The sequence below is a fragment of the Streptomyces sp. TSRI0107 genome, from assembly GCF_001905845.1.
Classification (GTDB): domain Bacteria; phylum Actinomycetota; class Actinomycetes; order Streptomycetales; family Streptomycetaceae; genus Streptomyces.
In genome coordinates, this window is sequence record NZ_LIVZ01000015.1 from 117,110 (window position 1) to 136,660 (window position 19,551).

Consider the following 19,551-nt stretch of genomic DNA (forward strand, 5'->3'; position numbering starts at 1 on the left):
GCCTGACGGACGGCTCATGCCTCGCCCGCCGCGAGGAACATCGGCAGGGCCGCGAACAGCCGGTCCTGTCCGGCACGAACGCGCTGCTCGGCGATCCAGCCGGCGGCGCGTTCGGCGTCCACGGCGCCCGAGTCCGCCACGGTGCGGGCCAGGGCGGTCACGAAGGGCAGGGCGTCCGGTCCGGTGAGGACCGTCGTGCGGACCTCGACGGTTACGTCCCGGAAGCCCGCGTCCTTCAGCAGCGTGCGGTGGCGGCGGGCCGCGCGGGGCGCGGTGACCAGGTCGGCGCGGGCGTGCACCAGGGTGCGGGTGAGTGCGGGGTCGTCGGAGTCGATGACGAAGGCGTCCCAGTCCTGGGCGGCCAGCACCGCCCGGCCACCGGGCACGAGCACGCGGCGGGCCTCGGCGAGGGCGCGGTCGGGGGCGGCGAGTTCGTGGAAGACCTTGTCGGCGCGGTAGCCGTCGACCGAGCGGTCGCCGAGCGGCAGGTCGTAGGCGTCGCCCGCCCGGAAGTCGGCGTCCGGCCACCGGGTCCGGGCGGCGGCGAGCATCCGTGCGTCCACGTCGACGCCCACCGCGGCCACGCCGCGCCGCGTCAGTTCGGCCACCGCCCGTCCGGCCCCGCAGCCGACGTCGACGACCGAGCGGGCGGCGCCCAGCAGGCCGTAGGAGAGGTTCCGCAGTTCCCGCGCGGCGGGCAGCCGGTCGGCGGCGTCGAGCCGGGCGAGGAGAGGGGCGAGGGTGTCGACGGGGCCGACGGGGAGCTTGGGAGGCTGCTGCTTAGTCATGGGCGTCAGCGTGCGACTTAATGTCGGCGTGAGGTCAACCGAGCGGGACGAGACGATGAGCATCGGGGCGCTGGCCGGACGCTTCGGGCTGGCCGCGCACGTGCTGCGGCACTGGGAGTCGGTGGGGCTGCTGACCCCGGCCCGCGACGCGGCGGGCCGACGGCGGTACGGCGCCGCCGACGTGGTGCGGGTGGGGGTGATCCTGCGGGGCAAGGAGGCGGGGCTGTCGCTGGAGGCGATCCGTACGCTCACGTCCGGTGACCATCGCGCCCGGCGGGACGTGCTGCGCCGGGAGGCGGAGGCGCTGCGGGCCCGGATCGCGGCGGCGCGGGTCTCGCTGTCGCTGGTCGAGTGCGCGCTGGGCTGCACCCACGAGGAGCTGTCGGACTGCCCCCACTTCCGGCGGCAGGTCGCCGGCCTGACGGGCTCGCTCCAGGGCGGGGCCACCTAGGGCCTGTCGTTTGGATCATCCCGGCGTCGCGGAGTCTGGCACGCACATCTGCCGCGTTGTCGTCACTCGCCGACGCGCCGCGTCGACTCCCTCCTCCGCCTTGCAGCTGCACGCACCAGACCCCGCTCGACTCGGCCAGGACGCACCGTCCCTCGCAGCCGGCCTGATCCAAACGACAGGCCCTAGGACCAAGGCCCTATGCCGGATCGGACCCTGGCCCGCCGACGGTGTGCCGCCGGCTGCCTAGGGTGAGGGGCATGCCTGACACGACGCCGTTCGACCTCGACGCCTACCTTCGCCGGATCGGATGGGAGGGGCCGCGGCGCGCCGACCTGGCGACGCTGCGGGGCCTGCACCTGGCCCATATCCGGGCCATCCCCTTCGAGAACCTGGAGGCACTGCACGGCCGAGCACCGTCCCTGGACCCGGACGACCTGATGGCCAAGCTGGTGCACAGCCGCCGGGGCGGCTACTGCTACGAGCACAACCTGCTGTTCTCGGCCGCGCTCGAAGCGCTCGGTTTCCGGGTGACCGGACTGGCCGCGCGTGTCGTCGTCGGCGCCGACCGGTTCGAGAGCCGCCCGCGCACCCACATGGCGCTGCTGGTCACCGCACCGGGCGACCCGCAGCCGTACCTCACGGACGTCGGCTTCGGGGCGATCGGCTCGCTGCTGGAGCCGGTGCCGCTGATCGCCGGCACCGAGTTCCACGACGCGGGGCGCCGCCATCGGCTCGTGCACGCGCCCCACGGGGGGCCGCTGGAGATGTGGGTGCTGGAGGCGTACGACGAGAGCGGCGACGACGGCCCGTGGGTGGCGCAGTACGCGTTCACCCTGGACCCGTTCGAGCGGGCCGACTACGAGGTGTTCAACTGGCATGTGGGGACGAACCCGCGGTCGCCGTTCACCGGGCGCCTGTACGTCCAGCGGGTCACGGCCGACGGACATCTCCTCCTGGAGGACGGCCTCCTCACCGAGACGCGGGCCGACGGCTCGGTCAGGAAGCGGGAACTGGCAGGCGAGGCGGAGGCGCGTCAGGTGCTGGACGCGGACTTCGGCATCGCCGTCCCGGACGGGATCACGCTGCTGACCTGACGTCCGCCGTCAGGGACGCGCCAGCAGCGTGCGCACGCCGTCCGAGGTGAGGGTCAGCCCGTGGGACGAGCTGGCGTCGATGGTGAGGGACAGGTCGTCGGAGGGCCACTGCGCGGCCAGCACGCCCAGCGGGACCAGGCGGTAGCGGGAGACGAACGGCAGCAGTCCGGCCATCTCCAGCTCGGACGTGAACACGGGCACGACCGGCACGCCGTCCGGCTGCTCCAGGACGGGCAGCGCCACGGCGGAGGGGTCGGTCGCGTCGGCCTCCGTGACGTCGTCGGGCACGGGGATGAGCACGTCGCTGTGCGCGAGGGTGTCCAGCGCGTCGGTGTCCTCGGTGTCCCGGGCCAGCGCGTCGAGCGCCCGGGAGGCGGCGTTGGTGCCGTTCTCGGCTGGTGTGTCCATGGCGGGTCCCCAGGTAGCGGCGGTCGTACGGTGCGTCCGGCCCAAGATCGGGATCGGGCGCGGTGTTCCTCGCGTACCCGAAGGGGCCGGTCCCATGCGCCGGCCATGCGTTAACGCGCCGGAAAACCGGCTGAGCCGGGTGGCGTGCGCGTGTTTCCATGGCGGGCATGCCGACCGTCGACCGTCTGGTGGCCTTCGCGGCCATGTCGTCGCTGCTGATCGTCGTCCCCGGGCCGAGTGTGCTGTTCGTCGTCGGGCGGGCCCTCGCCGCGGGGCGGCGCGCCGCGCTGACCTCCGTCCTGGGGAACACGCTGGGCGCGTATGTGCTGGTCGTCGCGGTGGCCCTGGGGGTGGGGTCGCTCGTCGAGCGCTCGGTCGTGGTCTTCACGGTGCTCAAGCTCGCGGGCGCCGCCTGGCTGCTGTACCTGGGGGTGAGGGCGTGGCGGCAGCGAGGCGCGCTGCGGGGCGCGCTCACCGGCGGCGGGGGTGCCGGGCAGGGCGGGCTGCGCACGCTGTGGGAGGGGTTCGCGGTGGGGGTGGCCAACCCCAAGACGATGGTGTTCTTCGCCGCCGTACTCCCCCAGTTCGTCGACCGGGACGCCGGGCACGTGGTCGCGCAGATGCTCCTGCTGGGTCTCGTCTTCAACGTCATCGCGCTGGCCTGCGACAGTGTCTGGGGGCTGGCCGCGGCCACGGCCCGCGACTGGTTCGCCCGCTCTCCCCGGCGGCTCTCCCTGGTGGGCGGCGCCGGCGGCCTGACGATGATGGGGCTGGGTGTGACGGTGGCGGTGACGGGGCGCAAGGACTGATCCGTCGTGCGGCCGTGGTGAGCACCGGGGCGCTCGTGGTTACCCGGTAGGGGCGGACACGAGCTTGGAGAGGCAGCCATGGACCGAGCGACGAGTGCCCGCGACGTGGTGGACGCCATCAAGGACGTCGACTTCCCCGCGGACAAGGAGAAACTGATCGATGCGGCACGCCGGGCGGGGGCCTCGCAGGACGTCGTTGCCGCGCTGCGCGGCATGCCGCAGGAGAACTACACGAACCGCGACGATGTGGCCCGGTCGGTGCGGTTGGCCCCGGATTCCGACCTCGGCCTGACGCGCGCCCAGCAGGCGGAGCAGGCCCGCATGGGCGGCAAGCCGGGCCAGTCGCAGCATCTGCGGGACGCGCCGAAGACGCCGATACAGGAGGAGCTGGACCGCTGACGCGACGGCGCCCGGGCCGGCCGTTGAGGGCCGCCCCGGGCGCCGTGTGCTGCCGGGCCGCTTGACCGCTGGACTGCCGGACTGCCGTCAGCCCGGAGTCATGATCGAGCCACAGTCATGATCAAGCCACTGTCACGGTCAGACCAGGTCGTACCGGTCCAGCTCCATGACCTTGACCCACGCGGCGACGAAGTCGTTCACGAACTTCTCCTTCGCGTCGTCGCTCGCGTACACCTCGGCGAGCGCGCGCAGCTCGGAGTTCGAGCCGAAGACCAGGTCGGCCCGGCTGCCGGCCCACTTCAGCTCGCCCGTGGCGGCGTCGCGGCCCTCGAAGGTGGTCTGGTCCTCCGAGGTGGCCTTCCACGTCGTGCCCAGGTCGAGCAGGTTGACGAAGAAGTCGTTGGTCAGCGCGCCCGGGGTGTCGGTGAGGACGCCGAGCTGCGACTGCTGGTGGGTGGCGCCGAGCACGCGCAGACCACCGACGAGGACGGTCATCTCGGGGGCGCTCAGGGTGAGCAGGTTGGCCCGGTCGAGCAGCAGGTACTCGGCCGGCAGGCGGTTGCCCTTGCCCAGGTAGTTGCGGAAGCCGTCGGCGGTCGGCTCCAGCGCGGCGAAGGACTCCGCGTCGGTGTGCTCTTCGGTCGCGTCGACGCGGCCCGGGGTGAACGGCACCTCGATGTCGAAGCCGGCGTCCTTGGCGGCCTTCTCGACGGCGGCCGAGCCGGCGAGGACGATCAGGTCGGCGAGGGACACCTTCTTTGTGCCGGTGTTCCACTCCTGCTGGATGCTCTCCAGGGTGCTGAGCACGACCGCGAGCTGGTCGGGGTCGTTGACCTCCCAGTTGCGCTGCGGCTCCAGGCGGATGCGGGCGCCGTTGGCGCCACCGCGCTTGTCGCTGCCGCGGAACGTCGAGGCGGACGCCCAGGCGGTGCCGACCAGCTGCGCGACGGTCAGGTCCGAGTCGAGGACCCTGGCCTTGAGCGCCGCGACGTCGGCGGCGTCGATGACCTCACCCTCCCGCTCCGGCAGCGGGTCCTGCCACAGCAGCGTCTCCGCCGGGACCTCCGGGCCGAGGTACAGCGACTTCGGGCCCATGTCGCGGTGGGTCAGCTTGTACCAGGCGCGCGCGAAGGCGTCGGCGAACTGGTCCGGGTTCTCCAGGAAGCGGCGGGAGATCTGCTCGTAGACCGGGTCGAAGCGGAGCGCCAGGTCGGTGGTGAGCATGCCCGGCGCGATCTTCTTCTGCGCGTCGTGCGCCGAGGGGACCGTGCCCTCGCCGGCGCCGCCCTTCGGCCGCCACTGCTTGGCGCCGGCCGGGGACTCGGTCAGCTCCCACTCGAAGCTGAAGAGGTTCCAGAAGAAGTTGTTGCTCCACTTGGTCGGCGAGCTGGTCCAGGTGACCTCCAGGCCGGAGGTGATGGTGTCCGCGCCCTTGCCGGAGCCGTAGGTGCTCTTCCAGCCGAGGCCCTGCTCCTCCATGGAGGCGGCCTCGGGGTCGTTGCCGACGTGGTCGGCCGGGCCGGCGCCGTGGGTCTTGCCGAAGGTGTGGCCGCCGGCGATGAGGGCGACGGTCTCCTCGTCGTTCATCGCCATGCGGCGGAAGGTCTCACGGATGTCGCGGGCCGCGGCCAGCGGGTCCGGGTTGCCGTTGGGGCCCTCCGGGTTGACGTAGATCAGGCCCATCTGGACGGCGCCGAGCGGGTTCTCCAGCTCGCGGTCGCCGGTGTAGCGCTGGTCGTCGAGCCAGGTGGTCTCGGGGCCCCAGTAGACGTCCTCCTCCGGCTCCCAGACGTCCTCGCGGCCGCCGCCGAAGCCGAAGGTCTTGAAGCCCATGGACTCCAGGGCGACGTTGCCGGCGAGGATCATCAGGTCGGCCCAGGACAGGCTCTGGCCGTACTTCTTCTTCACCGGCCACAGCAGCCGGCGGGCCTTGTCCAGGTTGGCGTTGTCCGGCCAGCTGTTCAGCGGGGCGAAGCGCTGCTGTCCGGCGCCGGCGCCGCCGCGGCCGTCGCTGATGCGGTAGGTGCCCGCGCTGTGCCACGCCATGCGGATGATGAACGGCCCGTAGTGGCCGAAGTCGGCCGGCCACCAGTCCTGCGAGGTGGTCAGCACCTCGGCGATGTCCCGTTTCACGGCGGGCAGGTCGAGGGCCTTGAACGCCTCGGCGTAGTCGAACTCCTCGCCGAGCGGGTTCGCCACGGCGGGGTTCTTGGCGAGGATCTTGAGGTTCAGCCGCTCCGGCCACCACTGGCGGTTGCCACCGCCCTGGGTCGGGTGCAGCGCACGCCCGTGCGCGACCGGGCAGCCTCCGGCGCCCTCCGCCTTGGGGTCGGTGACGATCGCATCGGGGTTCTCAGCCATGGAAAAAGCCTTCCGAACTAGTGATCACGGAGCTCAGGAACTGCTGGTGGAACAGGCGGGGCACAGGCCCCAGTAGATGACCTCGGCCTCGTCGATCGCGAAGCCGCGGTCATCCGACGCGGTCAGGCAGGGGGCGTGGCCGACGGCGCAGTCGACGTCGGCGACGACGCCGCACGAACGGCACACGAGGTGGTGGTGGTTGTCCCCGACCCGGCCCTCGTAGAGGGTCGGGCTGCCGGGGGGCTCGATGCGGCGGACGAGTCCCGCCGAGGCGAGCGCGTGCAGTGCCTCGTACACGGCTTGCAGCGAGATGTGGCCCACGCGCTCGCGCACTCCGGCGGCGATCGCCTCGACGCCGAGGTGGTCGCCGGCGCGCACGGTCTCGAGCATCGCGACGCGGGCGGCCGTCACCCGCAGGCCGGCACCGCGCAGTTCGTCGGCGGTGGTCGGGGGCCCGGATGCGGTCATGGGGGCCAACCTACCGGCTAAACACGAACTATTAAAGAAAACAAACCGTTCAAGTTGAGTGGCCGTACCAGGGGGTCCGGGCGACGGGAGGGTGGTGCGGTTCGGGGCCGGGGCGGATCAGCGGCTGTGGACGCCCACTTCGTGGAGCGAGTAGCCCCAGCCGGTGCCGCGCTCCACGCCCTGGACACGGACGTGGCGGGCCGGCGTGGGCGTGAACCGCGCGGTGTCCAGGCCGCCGTCACCGGCCGTCGTGGACCAGGCGGTCCGCCAGTTCACGCCGTCCGTGGAGAGCTCGACACGGTACGACTTCCCGTACGCGCGTTCCCAGTCGAGGGTGACGCGGCCGACCAGCCGGGTGGCGCCCAGGTCGACGCGCAGCCACTGGCCGTCGCTCCACTCGCTGGCCCAGCGGGTGTCCCGGGAGCCGTCGACGGCCCGGCCCGGCGCGTAGCTGGTGAAGGGGTTCCACCACTCGGTGGAACTGGCCGTGGCGGTGGCGCCGGCGGCCAGGTTCGTCTCCGCCCGGTGTCCTTCGACGGCGCCCCAGGTGCCGAGGTAGGACTCGGCGCCGCGGAACAGGTCGTCGACCACGTCCCGGCCGCCGACCTGCCGGATGTCCTCGATCCAGTCGGGGACGAGCCCGTAGTGGGCGGCGCCGTCGGTGTTCAGGTCCCAGGTGCGTTCGCCGGTGGTCTGACGGTCGATGAGGGAGCCGCCGTCGACGCTGCGGAACGGGTAGCGGACGGGGTTGCCGGTGTCGGCGCCCCGCGGGCCCGGCCAGCCGCCGACGCCGTTCATGTCGGTGCCGTAGCCGTAGCCGGCGTCGTACTTCTCGCGCAGCGCGTCGGTGCGCCGGGCCTCGGCGACGAAGCCCTCGGAGCCGTGCATGTACTGGGCGATGAAGCCGCCGAGGCGGTAGACGCGCTCGGTCCAGTCCTGGTCCATCCAGCTGTGCGAGGAGAGCACGCCCGGGTAGGACTCGGCCTCGAAGATGTCGAGCACCCGGCCGGTGGCCTTGACGCTCATGTGGTCGATCTCGAGCATCATCTTGCGCTGCATCATGCCGCGCACGGCGTACTCGCCGAGCGCGGTGAGTCCGCGCGCGTTGCACCGGGCGTCCTCGTCGTACGAGGGGACGGCGACGCCCGCCGGGAGCCGCTTCTCGGCAGACGGGGCCGCGGCGAGGCCGATGGGGTTGTCGGCCTGCGGGCCGGTGCACTTCTCGGTCTTCCAGAAGGTGCCGGTGGACAGGAACTGGCCGACGTTGATGGCGGTGCCGAGCGTGCCGGAGTCGAAGCGGACGCCGCACAGCGCGTTGTCGAACTTGTGGCACAGGAACATGCTGCGCACGCCCAGCGCGTACAGCTCGTCCAGCCCCTTGTCGATGTCCTCCTTGCTGCACTGCGGCACGTCGAGGATCTGCTTGCAGCCGAAGGGCTCGGAGGTCTCGACGCCGAGGACCACGGCCAGCTTGCCCTGCTCGATCACCCGGCGGGCCTGCGCGCTGTCGGTGACGACGCGGAACCAGCCCTTGCCGGGGCCGCCGTACATCCGGTCGACGTAGGCCTGGAGGTCGTAGGTCAGCTTGGCCTGGAGCCGGATGGAGGTCATCTCGTCGCAGCCGCGGTCCTTGAAGAAGTAGACCGAGCAGATCACGCCGTTGGTGACGAGGTCGTTGACGAGCACCCGCTGGCCGCCGCGCCAGGCGCGTTCCACCCAGGCGTAGTAGTTCTGCTGGTGGGTGAGGGAGTCGTGGGCGGGCCAGTCCTTGAAGGTGGGCCAGCCGACGGGGTCGTGCCTGCCGTCGCCGCCGTTGGTGATGAAGTCGAAGACCGCCAGCGATCCGTCGGGGTAGTGCTCGGAGCAGTCCTTGAGGGCGTCGGCGATGCCCGCCTCGGAGAAGGTCTTGCCGCAGATGAGCCGGCCGCCGAAGGCCTCGTTGGAGAACAGGTGGTTGTGGGCGTCGACGAATCCGCGCACCTCGCCCTGGGCGTCGGTGCCGGTGAAGGGCTCGCCGGTGACGCCGATCGCCGAGTCGGGGGCGGGGCGTGCGGTGGGGGTCCACCAGTCGGTTCCGGCCGCGGAGCTGGGCGCGGTGCCCAGGACCATGGCCAGGACGAGGAGCAGCAGCGCCGGTATGGTGGCGTGCTTCCGGCGGCGGTACGAGCGTCGAGCCACGGTCACTGCCCACGTCCCTCGGTCGACGGGATGCACGGCCGACGAGCCGGGCACGCTCGCCTGGCTTGTCATGTCCGGCGCAAGGTAGCCGACAGGATCGCCGGGGGCGCCCGAAGAGTCAAGATGCGTGCGGCAACCATCGGAGGCCGGACCCGTCGGGCCCGGACCCGTCGGCGAGACTGGACCCCGTGAACGACTACCGCCTGGTCCACCAGGAACCCGCTCCGGAGCACTACGGACGGCTGCGCGTGCGGACCGCCGACCTCGGCCCGGCCCAGTGGCTCGTCGAACGAGCCGCCGAGCACGGCGCGTTGGGGATCGTGGCCGGCGTGGCCGCGCCGGGCTTCGACGCCTACGTCCGGGTGCTGCACCCGGCCTCGCTGGAAGAACGGCCGGTGCGCTGGGCGACGGTGGCCGCGGCCCACGGACGTACGGTCACGCCGACCACCCGCTGGCACGAACTGACCGGGATGGACGACACCTACCAGAACGCCTCCGAGTACGGCCTGCCCGGCGTCTGGGACGAGCACCCGGCGGAGGGCCCGACGCCGCCCGCCGTCGCCGAGGCCCTGATCCCCGTCCTGGCCCGGCACACCCGCACTCCGGACCGGTGCTGGTACGGCCTCTGGAACGGCTACGGGCGCTGGGACTTCGACCGGTTCCCCTCCTTCGAGACGCCCGGCCGGGACGAGGTGCTGCTCACCGGCACCCTCGCCGACGCCGTCTCCCCCGTCACCGTCGACGAGTTCGCCGAGCTGCCCGACCTGTGGTGGCCGCAGGACCGCGCCTGGTGCGTGGGCGGTGACGTGGACCTGGTCAGCACCTACGTCGGCGGCTCCGCGGAACTGATCGCCGACCTGCTGGCCGACCCGGACCTGGAGACGTACCCGGTCACGGCGGACGACCGGATGGGCTGACCGGGAGCGACGGCCGGGTCAGCTCTCCTGGATCACGGAGAGGACGTTCCCCGCCGGGTCGGTGAACCACGCGATCGCCGCGGGGCCGTCGCCGTCGCCGGCCCGGACGACGCCCTTCTCGTCGTGGTCGAACCCGGTGTAGCGCTCCAGGGTGACGCCTCGCCGCTCCAGCTCCGCGACCGCCGCGTCGATGTCGTCCACGGGGAAGTTGAGGATCGTGAACGACGCCGGGGTGTGCGTCTCCTTCGGGTAGACGAGGACGTTCGCGCCGCCGCCCAGCCTCAGGGTCAGGAGCCGCATGTCGCCCTGCCCGGTCTCCTCGACCCGCAGGCCCAGCTTCTCGCCGTAGAAGCGGCGGGCCGCGTCGAGATCGTCGACCGAGAAGCCGCTGAACGCCTGCGCCTGTCCGAACATGCCGTCTGTCTCCTTCGCTGGTGGAGCGTCCTGGCCTCTCAGGGCACACCACCCGCGCCGCGGCCCGGACCGCCGCCACGCGGGCGGCGTCCGGATGGTGGTGCGCTCTTCACCCTCACGAAGCGGTGGCCGGTCCCCGCCGTGCCGGGGCCTCGCCGCGAGGGGGCCTCGCCGCGAGGGGCCGGAAGTGATCCGTGGAAACCCACGCCCCGTTGATGACTCGTGGCGTCATCGGTTTCATTGCTCCGCCCGGCGGTGACCGCCGCCGGGTTCGGACCCGTGAGGGATGGGGGGACCGTGGGCCGGTCCAGAGCGAGATCGGAAAGACGGGCGGGGTTATCCAGAGCACGAAGAGGCGGCATATCCGGTGCGGCGGCGCTGATCGGCGTCGCCGCACTCGTCGTCCCGGTGCTGCCCGCCCAGGCGACGGCGGCGGAGGCGGCGCCCGTGCCGCCGAGTCCGGGAGAGGTGATTCCCGGGCAGAGCACTCGGACGCCCGCCCTGGTGGAGGGCATCCGGGAGCAGGCCCCGGCGGCACGGAACGCGGCGGGCGCGGCGCGGGCGTACCTCGCCGAGCGGCGGGACCGCTACCGGATCGCGGACGCCGGGCGGGACCTGGAGCCCGTGGGGACGGTCACGGCGGACGACGGCCAGGAGACCGTACGGCTGCGGCAGACGCACCGCGGCGTGCCGGTCCTCGGCGGCGAGTACGTGGTGCGCATGGAGCGGGAGCGGGACGGCGGACGGGTCGTCACCGGCACGTCGGGCCGGTACTTCACCGGGCTGCGCACGGACACCACGGCGGAGGTCGACGACGCGCTCGCCGTCGAGCGGGCGGTCGACGCCGTCCTCGCCGAGCTGGGCACGGAGCGGTTCACCGCGTACGAGGCGGCCGAGGAGGGCGGGACGCCGCTCACCGGCACCTCCCACGGCCTGGTCGTCCTGCCCACCGGTACCGGTACGCTCACCCGGCACATCACCGTGCGCGGCGACGACCCGGCGCTCGGGGAGCCGGTACTGCGCGAGGTGTACGTCGACGCACGGGCCGGCTATCCGGTCCTCCAGTACAGCGGTATCAAGACGTTCGGCGCGCCCCGGGCGGCGACGGAGGGGGCGGCGGCCGGCCGCCGCGCCGGTGAACCCGTCGCCGCGGAGGCGGGTTCCGGCGTCAAGCTGGACGGTACGGCGGTCGGCCTCCAGGTCACGCACGACGAGGGGCGCGGCGCCTACGTGCTGCGCGACCGCTCCCGCCTGCCGCAGGACACCGGCAACGTCCTCGCCACCTGGGACGCGCGCGGCAAGTGGGCCAGTCAATGGGCCGGCGCCTGGCCCGAGACCATCGACGAGTTCGCCTCGCCCACACCCGCGTTCGGCGCCGAGGCGACCGAGGCGGGCGCGGTGGACGCGCACTGGGCCGCCGGGGAGGTGTACGACTACTACAAGGCGAGGCACGGCCGGGACAGCCTGGACGGGCGGGGCATGACGGTCGACTCCCTCGTCGGCGTCACCGACTACGGGCAGCCGTACGTCAACGCCTTCTGGGACGGCCGGAAGATGGTGTACGGCTCCGGCGACGCCGAATACCGTCCGCTCTCCGCCGCACTGGACGTCGTCGGGCACGAGATGACCCACGGTGTCGTCGAGCACTCCGCCGATCTCGTCTACGCCGGCCAGTCCGGCGCCCTGAACGAGGCGATCGCCGACTACTTCGGCAACGCCATCGAGACGGACGTGCTCGGCATCCCCATGGACAGCCCGGACTCCGGGCTGGTGGGTGAGGCGCTGTGCCGCACCAAGGCCCCGCGCGACTGCGCCTTCCGCGACCTCGACGACGGGCGGACCACCACCGCGTCCTTCCTCGGCGTGGGCTTCGGCACCGACAACGGCGGCGTCCACCTCAACTCGACGATCTTCGCCGGTGCCTTGTGGGACATCCGCCGGGACCTCGGCCCCGAACTCGCCGACCGGATCGTCTACAAGGCGCTCACGGAGTACCTCACCCCGCTCGACGGCTTCACCCAGGGACGGAACGCGGTGATCGCGGCCGCCAAGGACCTGAAGGCGGGCGGGCAGGACCTGACGGCCGTCCGGCGGGCCTTCGACGCCCATGGCATCGTGCCCAACTGGGAGCTGGCCCTCGGCATCGACTCCGACCTGGTGCTCGAGCGCGTCAACACCTACGACTCGCGCCTGGGCGCGGGCGGCGGCTGGTGGGCGGCCTCCAGATCGAACGAGGACGGCTCGGAGCCGTACTCGGTGTGGGCGGGGCGCACGGACGGAAAGGGGCAGCTGAGACTGATGAGCCCCAACGACGGCCGCTATCACGTGAACCCGGCCACCGACGGGAAGACCGTGGTGTGGGTGGCGTACGGGTCCGGCCCGGTGGAGGTCCTGGCCCGGCCGCTGGCGGGCGGGCCCGTAAAGACGCTGTGGTCCGGCCGGAGCACCGGCTCCGCGGTGGCCGTCGAGGGCGACGTCGTGACGTTCGAGCACCACAACCACGGCGGGAGACGCGGGGTGACGTATCTGAGTCTGAAGGACCCCGAGAACAAGGTGTCGCTCGGCGGGGGCACCTACAGTTCGGCGTTCTTCCCGTCACTGAGCCACGGCAGGATCGCCTACCAGACACGGCACCGGGTGTCGGGCAGCACGTACGAGTACGCGACCCGGGTGCTCGATGTGGCGACCGGCGAGAGCACGGTGGTCCACCAGGCGGCCCCGGGGGCCGGTCTGGGGCCGACGGCGGTCAACGGCGGGCACGTGTACTGGCTGCTCGACGAGATCGGCCAGAACGGCACGACGGCGCTGCGCCGTGCCGCGCTCGACGGCTCGGGCGTCACGGACCTCAGCCCGGAGACCGGCCCGGCGGCCCTGAACGTCCGTGACGTGACGGCCTCGGAGGAGGCGGTGACGATGGAGGCCCGGACACCGGTCCCCGAGTTCCGCAACGAGTACCTCGCCAAGCTCTGGCAGTTCGCGGCGGATGCCGACGGCGGGGACCCGCGCCGCAGCCGGGTCTCCTGCAACCGGGGCGAGCAGCTCTCGGCCGCGGCGGCCGACGGCACCCGGGTGCTGTGGCTCGACGCCACCACGGGCGTCAGCAACGTGGTGACCCGGAAGCGGCCGACCGGCAAGTGCGGCTGACGTAAGCGGGCAGGCGGCCGGCCCGGCGGGCGGAACCCCGCCGGGCCGGCGGCCTCCTCGATGCGGCCTGCACGGCCTGTGTGGCCGTGTGGCCTGTGTGGCCGTGTGGCCGTGTGGCCTGTGTGGCCGTGTGGCCTGTGTGGCCTGTGCGCGGCCTGTGTTCAGAGGCCGCGCGGATCACAGTCCGCTTCCGGCACCGCGACGCGGCGGTAGGCGGCGTGGGCGTGATGGAGGCGGGCCAGTGTCGTGCCCAGCAGGGCCGCGGCGAGCAGGCAGGTGAGCCAGAACATGTCGCGGTGCCCGGTCCAGGTGAGGATGCCGAGGGGCGGGACGGCGAAGCCGTTGAGGAACAGCCAGCACAGGACGGCCGTGCCGGGGGCCGCGGCGAAGTGGGCGCGCAGGCCCAGCAGCGCGGCGAGCAGGGACAGACCGGTCAGGGCGAGCGACGGCCGGCCGGGGCCGACGAGGGTGTTGAGGACCGCCACCGTCAGCAGCGCGCCGACGGACGCCGTGGCCCACACCAGCGGTGTGGCGACGGGCCTGGGAACGGGCCGGGCCCCGGTGCTGAACGACACCCACTCAACCATGCTCGTTAGGGTGTCATCGAACGACCGGTCGAAGTAACGCCCCAACCAGACAGGGGAGACACTCGTGGGCGCTGCGCGCATGAGCAGTACGCCGTTGCCGGGCATCGGCGTGCGCTACGACCTGACCACGCGGGAGCGGCGCCGGCTGTCGGTGGTCGCCCACCGCGACGGTGCCCGCACGGTGAACGCGTACCAGGAGGACGATCCGGACGCCTGCGCGCTGTCCGTGCGGCTGACCTCGGCGGAGGCCGCGACGCTCGTGGATGCGCTGATGCCCGCGCACCACAGCCCGAACCTGCTGTCGACGACCGAGCTGGGGCTGGTGGCGGAGCGGATCACGCTGTCGGCGGGGTCGCACTGGAACGGCCGGCTGCTGGGCGAGACCCGGATGCGTACGGAGACCGGGGTGTCGATCGTGGCCGTACTGCGCCGTGCCGAGGCGATCCCCTCCCCCGGGCCGGACTTCCGGCTGTCCGGCGGCGACACCCTGATCGTGATCGGCACGCGCGAGGGCGTGGAGGCCGCCGCGGTGATTCTCGGGCGGGAGTGAGCCGTCGGCGCGCCGCCGCTCACAGCGGCCGGGCCGGCCAGTCGAGCAGGCGGGCGCCGAGAACCGCGGTCTGCAGGGTGTAGCGGTGGGCGGGGTCGGTGGGGTCGGTGCCGGTCAGGGTGTGGACGCGGGCCAGGCGGTACGTCAGGGCCCGGACGCTCAGTGACAGGCGGCGGGCGGTCTCGGCGGCCACGCAGCCGGTGTCGAAGTAGGCGGCCAGCGTGTCGAGCAGCGGCCGGGCCCCGCCGCGGGCCTGCTCCAGCGGGCTGAGGGTGCCGCGCACGAGGTCCACCAGGGCCTGCCGGTCACGGGCCAGGACGGGGAAGACCAGCAGGTCGGCGGCGCGTAGCAGCGGCTCGTCGAAGCCCATGCGCGCGGCGACGTCGAGGGCGTTGAGGGCTTCCTCGTAGCTGTGTCCGATGCCGATGGCGCCGGGGCGGGGGCGGCCGAGGGCGACCCGGCCGCCGCCGGTGGCGGCGCGGGCCTGTTCGGCGAAGTGGGTCAGGACGTCGTCCTGGTCGCCGGGGGCGACGCAGACCATCCGGCCGCCCTTGGTGGTGAACAGGATCCGCCGGTTCTCGAAACGGCCGAACAGCGCCTCCTGCACCTGGCGGGGCACGCGGTCGGTCTCGTCGTACTTGGCGGGTCCTTCGGCGACGGCGACGGCGTGGGCGCGCGACAGGCGCAGCCCGAACCGTTCGGCGCGCGCGGCGAGGTGGCCGGCGTCGCCGCGGCCGTGGAGCAGGTCGTCGATGAACTCCCGTCTGGCCGCCTCCTCCTGGCGTACGACCAGGCGCTGGGCGTGCTCGTAGCCGTCCGCGAAGGCGTCCAGGGCCTGCTGCATGACGGACAGGACGCTGTCCGGGGCGGCCGCGGCGGGCCAGCCGGTGCGGCTGGCCGCGAGATGCTCGCGGACCAGCACCCGCCAGCTGTGGCCCGACGCGGCGGCGCGGGCGCCCAGTTCGCGGCGGGAGCTCAGTTCCTCACGGGTGAGGCGGCGGCCGGTGGCGGCGGCTTCCGCCAGGATCCGGACGTAGCCGTCGAGGAACTCACCAGGCGTGTCGTGCACGGTCACAATGCCTCCTGCCCATGGCCGGGTCGGCGGGTCCTGCCTCGGGTGTGGGGCGTCCACCGGCCGGACCCGCCTGATCCTGAAGCCGGTCGCCACCGCTGTCAGACGGTCACGTGCGCGGACTCGGCCTGCTCCGCGTCGACGGGGTCGTTTTCCAGCCGCGACGCGAGGGGCCGACGGGTGAGACGGAGACGGCGGGCGAGCGGTTCTGTGTAGCGGGCGGTGAGAGGGCCCATGACGACCAGGATCAGGACGTACGCGGTGGCCAGCGGCCCGATGCGGGGCTCGACGCCGACGGCGAGTCCGGCGATGACGATGGAGAACTCGCCGCGGGCGACGAGGGTGCCGCCCGCCCGCCAGCGGCCCGCGCCCCGGATTCCGGCGCGGCGCGCGGCGTACCAGCCGGTGGCGACCTTGGTGAGGGCGGTCGCGACGGCGAGGAGCAGGGCCGGGACGAGGACCGGCGGGATGTCGGCGGGGTCGGTGGACAGGCCGAAGAAGACGAAGAAGACGGCGGCGAACAGGTCCCGCAGCGGGGTGAGGAGGCTGCTCGCGCCTTCGGCGACCTCACCGGACACGGCGATGCCGACCAGGAAGGCGCCGACGGCCGCCGAGACCTGGAGTTCCTGGGCGATGCCGGCGACGAGCAGGGTGAGGCCGAGGACGACCAGCAGCAGCAGTTCCGCGTTGTCGGAGGAGACCGCGCGGCTGATCAGCCGTCCGTGGCGGAGCGCGACGTAGAGGACGGCGCCGACGGTGCCGAGGGAGATCAGCAGGGTGACGGCACCGCCCGCCAGGCTGACGCCGGCCAGCAGGGCGGTGAGGATCGGCAGATAGAGGGCCATGGCGAGGTCCTCGATGACGAGGACGCCGAGCACGACGGGGGTTTCGCGGTTGCCGAGCCGGCGCAGGTCGCCGAGGACCTTGGCGATGACGCCGGAGGAGGAGATCCAGGTGACGCCGGCCAGCGCGACGGCGGCGACCGGCCCCCAGCCGAGGACGAGTGCGGCGGCGGCGCCGGGTGCCGCGTTGAGGACGAAGTCGACCGCGCCGGAGGGGTATTGGGTCTTGAGGGTGGTGACGAGTTCGGACGCGCTGTACTCCAGGCCGAGCAGGAGCAGCAGCAGGATGACGCCGATCTCGGCGCCGGTGGCGACGAACTCCTCGCTGGCCTGCAGGGGCAGGACGCCGCCGTGGCCGAAGGCGAGTCCGGCCAGGAGGTAGAGGGGTATGGGTGAGAAACCCACACGTCCGGCGAGGCGGCCCAGCAGGCCGAGGGCGAGGATGATCGCTCCCAGTTCGATGAGCATGGCGGTCGTGTCGTGCACGGGCGTCGGTCCTCCGGTTCGGTTCGGCGACGGCGGCGTCTGTGCCTTCGTGGCAAGGGCGGCGGCGAGCGGGCGGGCGCTGCCACGCGTGAGCGAAGGGTGGGGCGGAAGGGGTCGTCGGCGACTGCCCCGGGCGGCCGGGTGCCGGCCGGCGAGGGCGGATCGGGAAGAGAGAGATCAGAAGCCGAGGACGGCGGTGCCCGGATCAGGGACGCTGTCACGAGCGGTGTTGTCGATGCGCACAGGTCGCTTCATGCCATGTCCCCCCATCGCACCGAGATCCCGGAACACCGGAAAACGCGAACCCCACAGAATGAGCGATCAACCGCTCAGCAGAGCGTTTAGGCTCGGTAACGAAGTTTACCGTATGACGAAATGCCTATAGGCCGTATCCAGTTGGTCTCCGCTGGGCAGGCCGGCGGGAGCGGGGACGCACCGCGTGTCGGCATGGGAAGGCCCGGGGGCGCGACCGCGCGTTCCCCGGGCCTTCCCGATGCGGAAGCCGCCTTCGTCTAACGGCGGCTGCGCACCAGCAGGCAGAGGAAGTACGGCGTGCCGATCAGCGCGGTCATGAGGCCGGCGCCGAGTTGGGCCGGGGCGATCACGGTCCGGCCGACCAGGTCGGCGGTGCAGACCAGGATGGCGCCGAGCAGCACGGCGACCGGCACCACCCGGGTGTGCCGGCGGCCCACCAGGGCCCGGGCCGCGTGCGGGGCGACGAGTCCCACGAAGCCGATCGTGCCGGCGGCGGCCACGGCCGCGCCGCTGAGCAGGACGCTCAGGGTGAGGAAGCCGAGGCGCCCCCGCCCCAGGGCGAGCCCGAGGAGCCTCGGCGTGTCCTCGTCGAGCGACACCAGGTCGAGTTCCGCACGCCGTGCGACGGCGACGAACACACCCACGGCGAGCACGACCGCGAGCGGCACCACGTCGGGCAGCGACCGGCCGTACGTGGAACCCGAAAGCCAGGTGAGGGCCTTCGTCGCGTTGAACGGGTCGGTGAGGATGATGAGCAGGCTGATCAGCGCGGCCGCGCCGGTGGCGACACCGAAGCCGACGAGGACGAGCCGGTTCTGCTGGAACCCGCCCCGCGCGGCGAGGCCGAAGACGAGCACGGAACTGGCGGCGGCACCCGCGAACGCCGCGCCCGCGACGCTCCACGACCCGGCCACCGGCACCGTGGTCACCAGCAGCACGGCACCGAGCGCGGCACCGCCGGAGACTCCGAGGATGCCGGGTTCCGCGAGCGGGTTGCGGGTGACGGCCTGGACGAGCGTGCCGGCCAGGGCGAGCGCCGCGCCCGCGAGGAGGGCGGCGAGGACGCGGGGCACACGGGTGTCGAGGACGAACGTGACGGTCTGTCCGGCCCGGCCCTGCGCCCAGTTCAGCACGTCGCCCAGGAGCAGTTTGGAGTCGCCCAGCAGGACGCCGGCCACGGTGACGCCGACGAGCAGGACCGCCAGGACGGCCGTGGTGGTCACGAAAACCGCCCGGCTCCTGATGCGCAGCCGGTCCGCCGCGGGGGCCCCGGCGGTGTCGCGGACCCGGGTGGCCATGACGACCACGAACACGGCGCCGAGGAGGCTGGTGACGACGCCGGTGGGCACGGCCACGGCGACGTCCGCCGGTATGACGGCGCGCAGCAGCACGTCCGAGCCGAGCACCAGAGCCGCGCCGACGAGACCCGCGACCGGAATGCCGACGCGTGTCCGGGTGAACGCGCGGAACCGGCGGGCCAGCGGGCGGACCAGGGCGGGGGCGCACAGGCCGACGAAGCCGATCGGTCCGGCCAGGGTGACGGCGGCCGTGGACAGCAGGGCCGCGAGCACGACCGCGGTGACGCGGGTGGCCCGGACCGGGACGCCGAGGCCGCGTGCGGCGTCGTCGCCGAGGGCCAGGGCGTCGATCCGGCGGGCGAGGAGCAGCAGCCCCGCCAGGCCGAGCACGGCGAGGGGAACCATCTGCAGCACGCCGTCGAAACCGTTCTGGGCGATGCTGCCCTGGTTCCACGCGTAGAGGCCCTCGGTCTCCCGGGGGAACAGCAGGAGCAGTCCCTCGGTGACAGCGGTGAGACCGAGGGTGAGGGCGCTGCCCGCGAGGACGAGCCGTACGGTGCCCGCGCCCAGGCCGGACAGCCCGAGCACGACGGCCGCCGCGGCGAGGCCGCCGACGAACGCGACGCCGGACGAGGCGAGCAGCGGGAGCGAGACACCCGTGACGGCGGCGAGTCCGAGCGCCAGATAGGAACCGGCGTTCACGGCGAGGGTGTCGGGTGAGGCGAGGACGTTGCGGCTGACCGCCTGCAGGGCGGTGCCCGCCATGCCGAGCACGACGCCGACGAGCAGTCCGGCGGCCATGCGCGGCAGCCGCGAGGCGATGACGACGGACGCGTCGCCCGGGTCGGCCCGTCCGGTGAGCGCCTTCCAGACCTCCGGGGCGCCGACCGCCGCCGTGCCCTGGGTGATGTCGACGACGGCGAGGCAGGCGACGAGCAGGACCAGGGCGGCCGTCACCGCGGCCGCGCCCGTCCGGGAGGTCGCCGCCGACGGACGGGTGGCGGGAGTTGTCGCGGTGACGGCCATGGTG

At 73.1% G+C, this 19,551-nt stretch carries 17 protein-coding genes; 7 read left to right on the forward strand and 10 right to left on the reverse strand.

Annotated elements, in window-relative coordinates; all coding sequences use genetic code 11:
- Window positions 1-14: 14 nt before the first annotated feature.
- Entirely contained in the window at window positions 15-788 is a 774-nt protein-coding gene (locus tag AMK31_RS34100; protein ID WP_073944610.1) for a methyltransferase domain-containing protein, read from the reverse strand.
- A gap of 28 nt (window positions 789-816) precedes the next feature.
- Here AMK31_RS34100 and AMK31_RS34105 point away from each other — a divergent pair, with 28 nt between their 5' ends.
- Window positions 817-1,239 carry a MerR family transcriptional regulator gene (locus AMK31_RS34105; RefSeq protein WP_338013062.1) on the forward strand — a complete coding sequence of 141 codons (423 nt, stop codon included), beginning with the start codon at window positions 817-819 and terminating at the stop codon, window positions 1,237-1,239.
- Window positions 1,240-1,496: 257 nt separating this feature from the next.
- Window positions 1,497-2,333 carry an arylamine N-acetyltransferase family protein gene (locus tag AMK31_RS34110; protein WP_073944612.1) on the forward strand — a complete coding sequence of 279 codons (837 nt, stop codon included), beginning with the start codon at window positions 1,497-1,499 and terminating at the stop codon, window positions 2,331-2,333.
- Window positions 2,334-2,342: 9 nt separating this feature from the next.
- On the opposite strand, the gene AMK31_RS34115 is transcribed toward AMK31_RS34110, so the two are convergent.
- Window positions 2,343-2,741, reverse strand: a complete 399-nt coding sequence (locus tag AMK31_RS34115) for an SseB family protein (RefSeq protein WP_073944613.1) — start codon at window positions 2,739-2,741, stop codon at window positions 2,343-2,345.
- Window positions 2,742-2,908: 167 nt separating this feature from the next.
- On the opposite strand from AMK31_RS34115, the gene AMK31_RS34120 reads away from it, so the two are divergent.
- Both AMK31_RS34120 and AMK31_RS34125 read left to right on the forward strand, forming a co-directional pair.
- Entirely contained in the window at window positions 2,909-3,550 is a 642-nt protein-coding gene (locus tag AMK31_RS34120) for a LysE family translocator (protein WP_073944695.1), read from the forward strand.
- A 78-nt stretch (window positions 3,551-3,628) separates the two neighbouring features.
- Window positions 3,629-3,949: a DUF2795 domain-containing protein gene (locus tag AMK31_RS34125; protein WP_073944614.1), complete on the forward strand. Its 321-nt coding sequence runs from the start codon at window positions 3,629-3,631 to the stop codon at window positions 3,947-3,949.
- A gap of 138 nt (window positions 3,950-4,087) precedes the next feature.
- Here the strand turns inward: AMK31_RS34125 and katG are convergent, their stop codons facing one another.
- From katG to AMK31_RS34140, 3 genes are all read right to left on the reverse strand, one after another.
- Window positions 4,088-6,310 carry a catalase/peroxidase HPI gene (katG, locus tag AMK31_RS34130; protein WP_073944615.1) on the reverse strand — a complete coding sequence of 741 codons (2,223 nt, stop codon included), beginning with the start codon at window positions 6,308-6,310 and terminating at the stop codon, window positions 4,088-4,090.
- Window positions 6,311-6,343: 33 nt separating this feature from the next.
- Entirely contained in the window at window positions 6,344-6,778 is a 435-nt protein-coding gene (locus tag AMK31_RS34135; protein ID WP_073944616.1) for a Fur family transcriptional regulator, read from the reverse strand.
- Window positions 6,779-6,895: 117 nt separating this feature from the next.
- Window positions 6,896-8,962: a galactose-binding domain-containing protein gene (locus AMK31_RS34140; RefSeq protein WP_241842815.1), complete on the reverse strand. Its 2,067-nt coding sequence runs from the start codon at window positions 8,960-8,962 to the stop codon at window positions 6,896-6,898.
- Window positions 8,963-9,144: 182 nt separating this feature from the next.
- Here AMK31_RS34140 and AMK31_RS34145 point away from each other — a divergent pair, with 182 nt between their 5' ends.
- A complete protein-coding gene (locus AMK31_RS34145; RefSeq protein WP_073944617.1) occupies window positions 9,145-9,873 on the forward strand; it encodes a hypothetical protein in 729 nt (242 codons plus the stop codon).
- Between the two features lie 18 nt (window positions 9,874-9,891).
- On the opposite strand, the gene AMK31_RS34150 is transcribed toward AMK31_RS34145, so the two are convergent.
- Window positions 9,892-10,287 carry a VOC family protein gene (locus AMK31_RS34150; protein ID WP_073944618.1) on the reverse strand — a complete coding sequence of 132 codons (396 nt, stop codon included), beginning with the start codon at window positions 10,285-10,287 and terminating at the stop codon, window positions 9,892-9,894.
- A 408-nt stretch (window positions 10,288-10,695) separates the two neighbouring features.
- On the opposite strand from AMK31_RS34150, the gene AMK31_RS34155 reads away from it, so the two are divergent.
- Window positions 10,696-13,431 carry a M4 family metallopeptidase gene (locus tag AMK31_RS34155; protein ID WP_241842816.1) on the forward strand — a complete coding sequence of 912 codons (2,736 nt, stop codon included), beginning with the start codon at window positions 10,696-10,698 and terminating at the stop codon, window positions 13,429-13,431.
- Between the two features lie 161 nt (window positions 13,432-13,592).
- On the opposite strand, the gene AMK31_RS34160 is transcribed toward AMK31_RS34155, so the two are convergent.
- A complete protein-coding gene (locus tag AMK31_RS34160) occupies window positions 13,593-14,018 on the reverse strand; it encodes a hypothetical protein (protein ID WP_073944620.1) in 426 nt (141 codons plus the stop codon).
- Window positions 14,019-14,097: 79 nt separating this feature from the next.
- Between AMK31_RS34160 and AMK31_RS34165 the strand changes: the two genes are divergently transcribed.
- A complete protein-coding gene (locus AMK31_RS34165; RefSeq protein WP_073944621.1) occupies window positions 14,098-14,568 on the forward strand; it encodes a cation:proton antiporter regulatory subunit in 471 nt (156 codons plus the stop codon).
- 19 nt (window positions 14,569-14,587) lie between these two features.
- Here the strand turns inward: AMK31_RS34165 and AMK31_RS34170 are convergent, their stop codons facing one another.
- The 3 genes from AMK31_RS34170 to AMK31_RS34180 all read right to left on the reverse strand — a co-directional run bounded on the left by AMK31_RS34170 (window position 14,588) and on the right by AMK31_RS34180 (window position 19,547).
- On the reverse strand, window positions 14,588-15,643 hold the full coding sequence (locus AMK31_RS34170; RefSeq protein WP_073944622.1) for a PucR family transcriptional regulator: 1,056 nt from the start codon (window positions 15,641-15,643) through the stop codon (window positions 14,588-14,590).
- A gap of 98 nt (window positions 15,644-15,741) precedes the next feature.
- Entirely contained in the window at window positions 15,742-16,968 is a 1,227-nt protein-coding gene (locus AMK31_RS34175; protein WP_073944623.1) for a cation:proton antiporter, read from the reverse strand.
- Window positions 16,969-17,480: 512 nt separating this feature from the next.
- Window positions 17,481-19,547 carry an iron ABC transporter permease gene (locus AMK31_RS34180; protein ID WP_073944624.1) on the reverse strand — a complete coding sequence of 689 codons (2,067 nt, stop codon included), beginning with the start codon at window positions 19,545-19,547 and terminating at the stop codon, window positions 17,481-17,483.
- Between the last annotated feature and the right edge of the window lie 4 nt (window positions 19,548-19,551).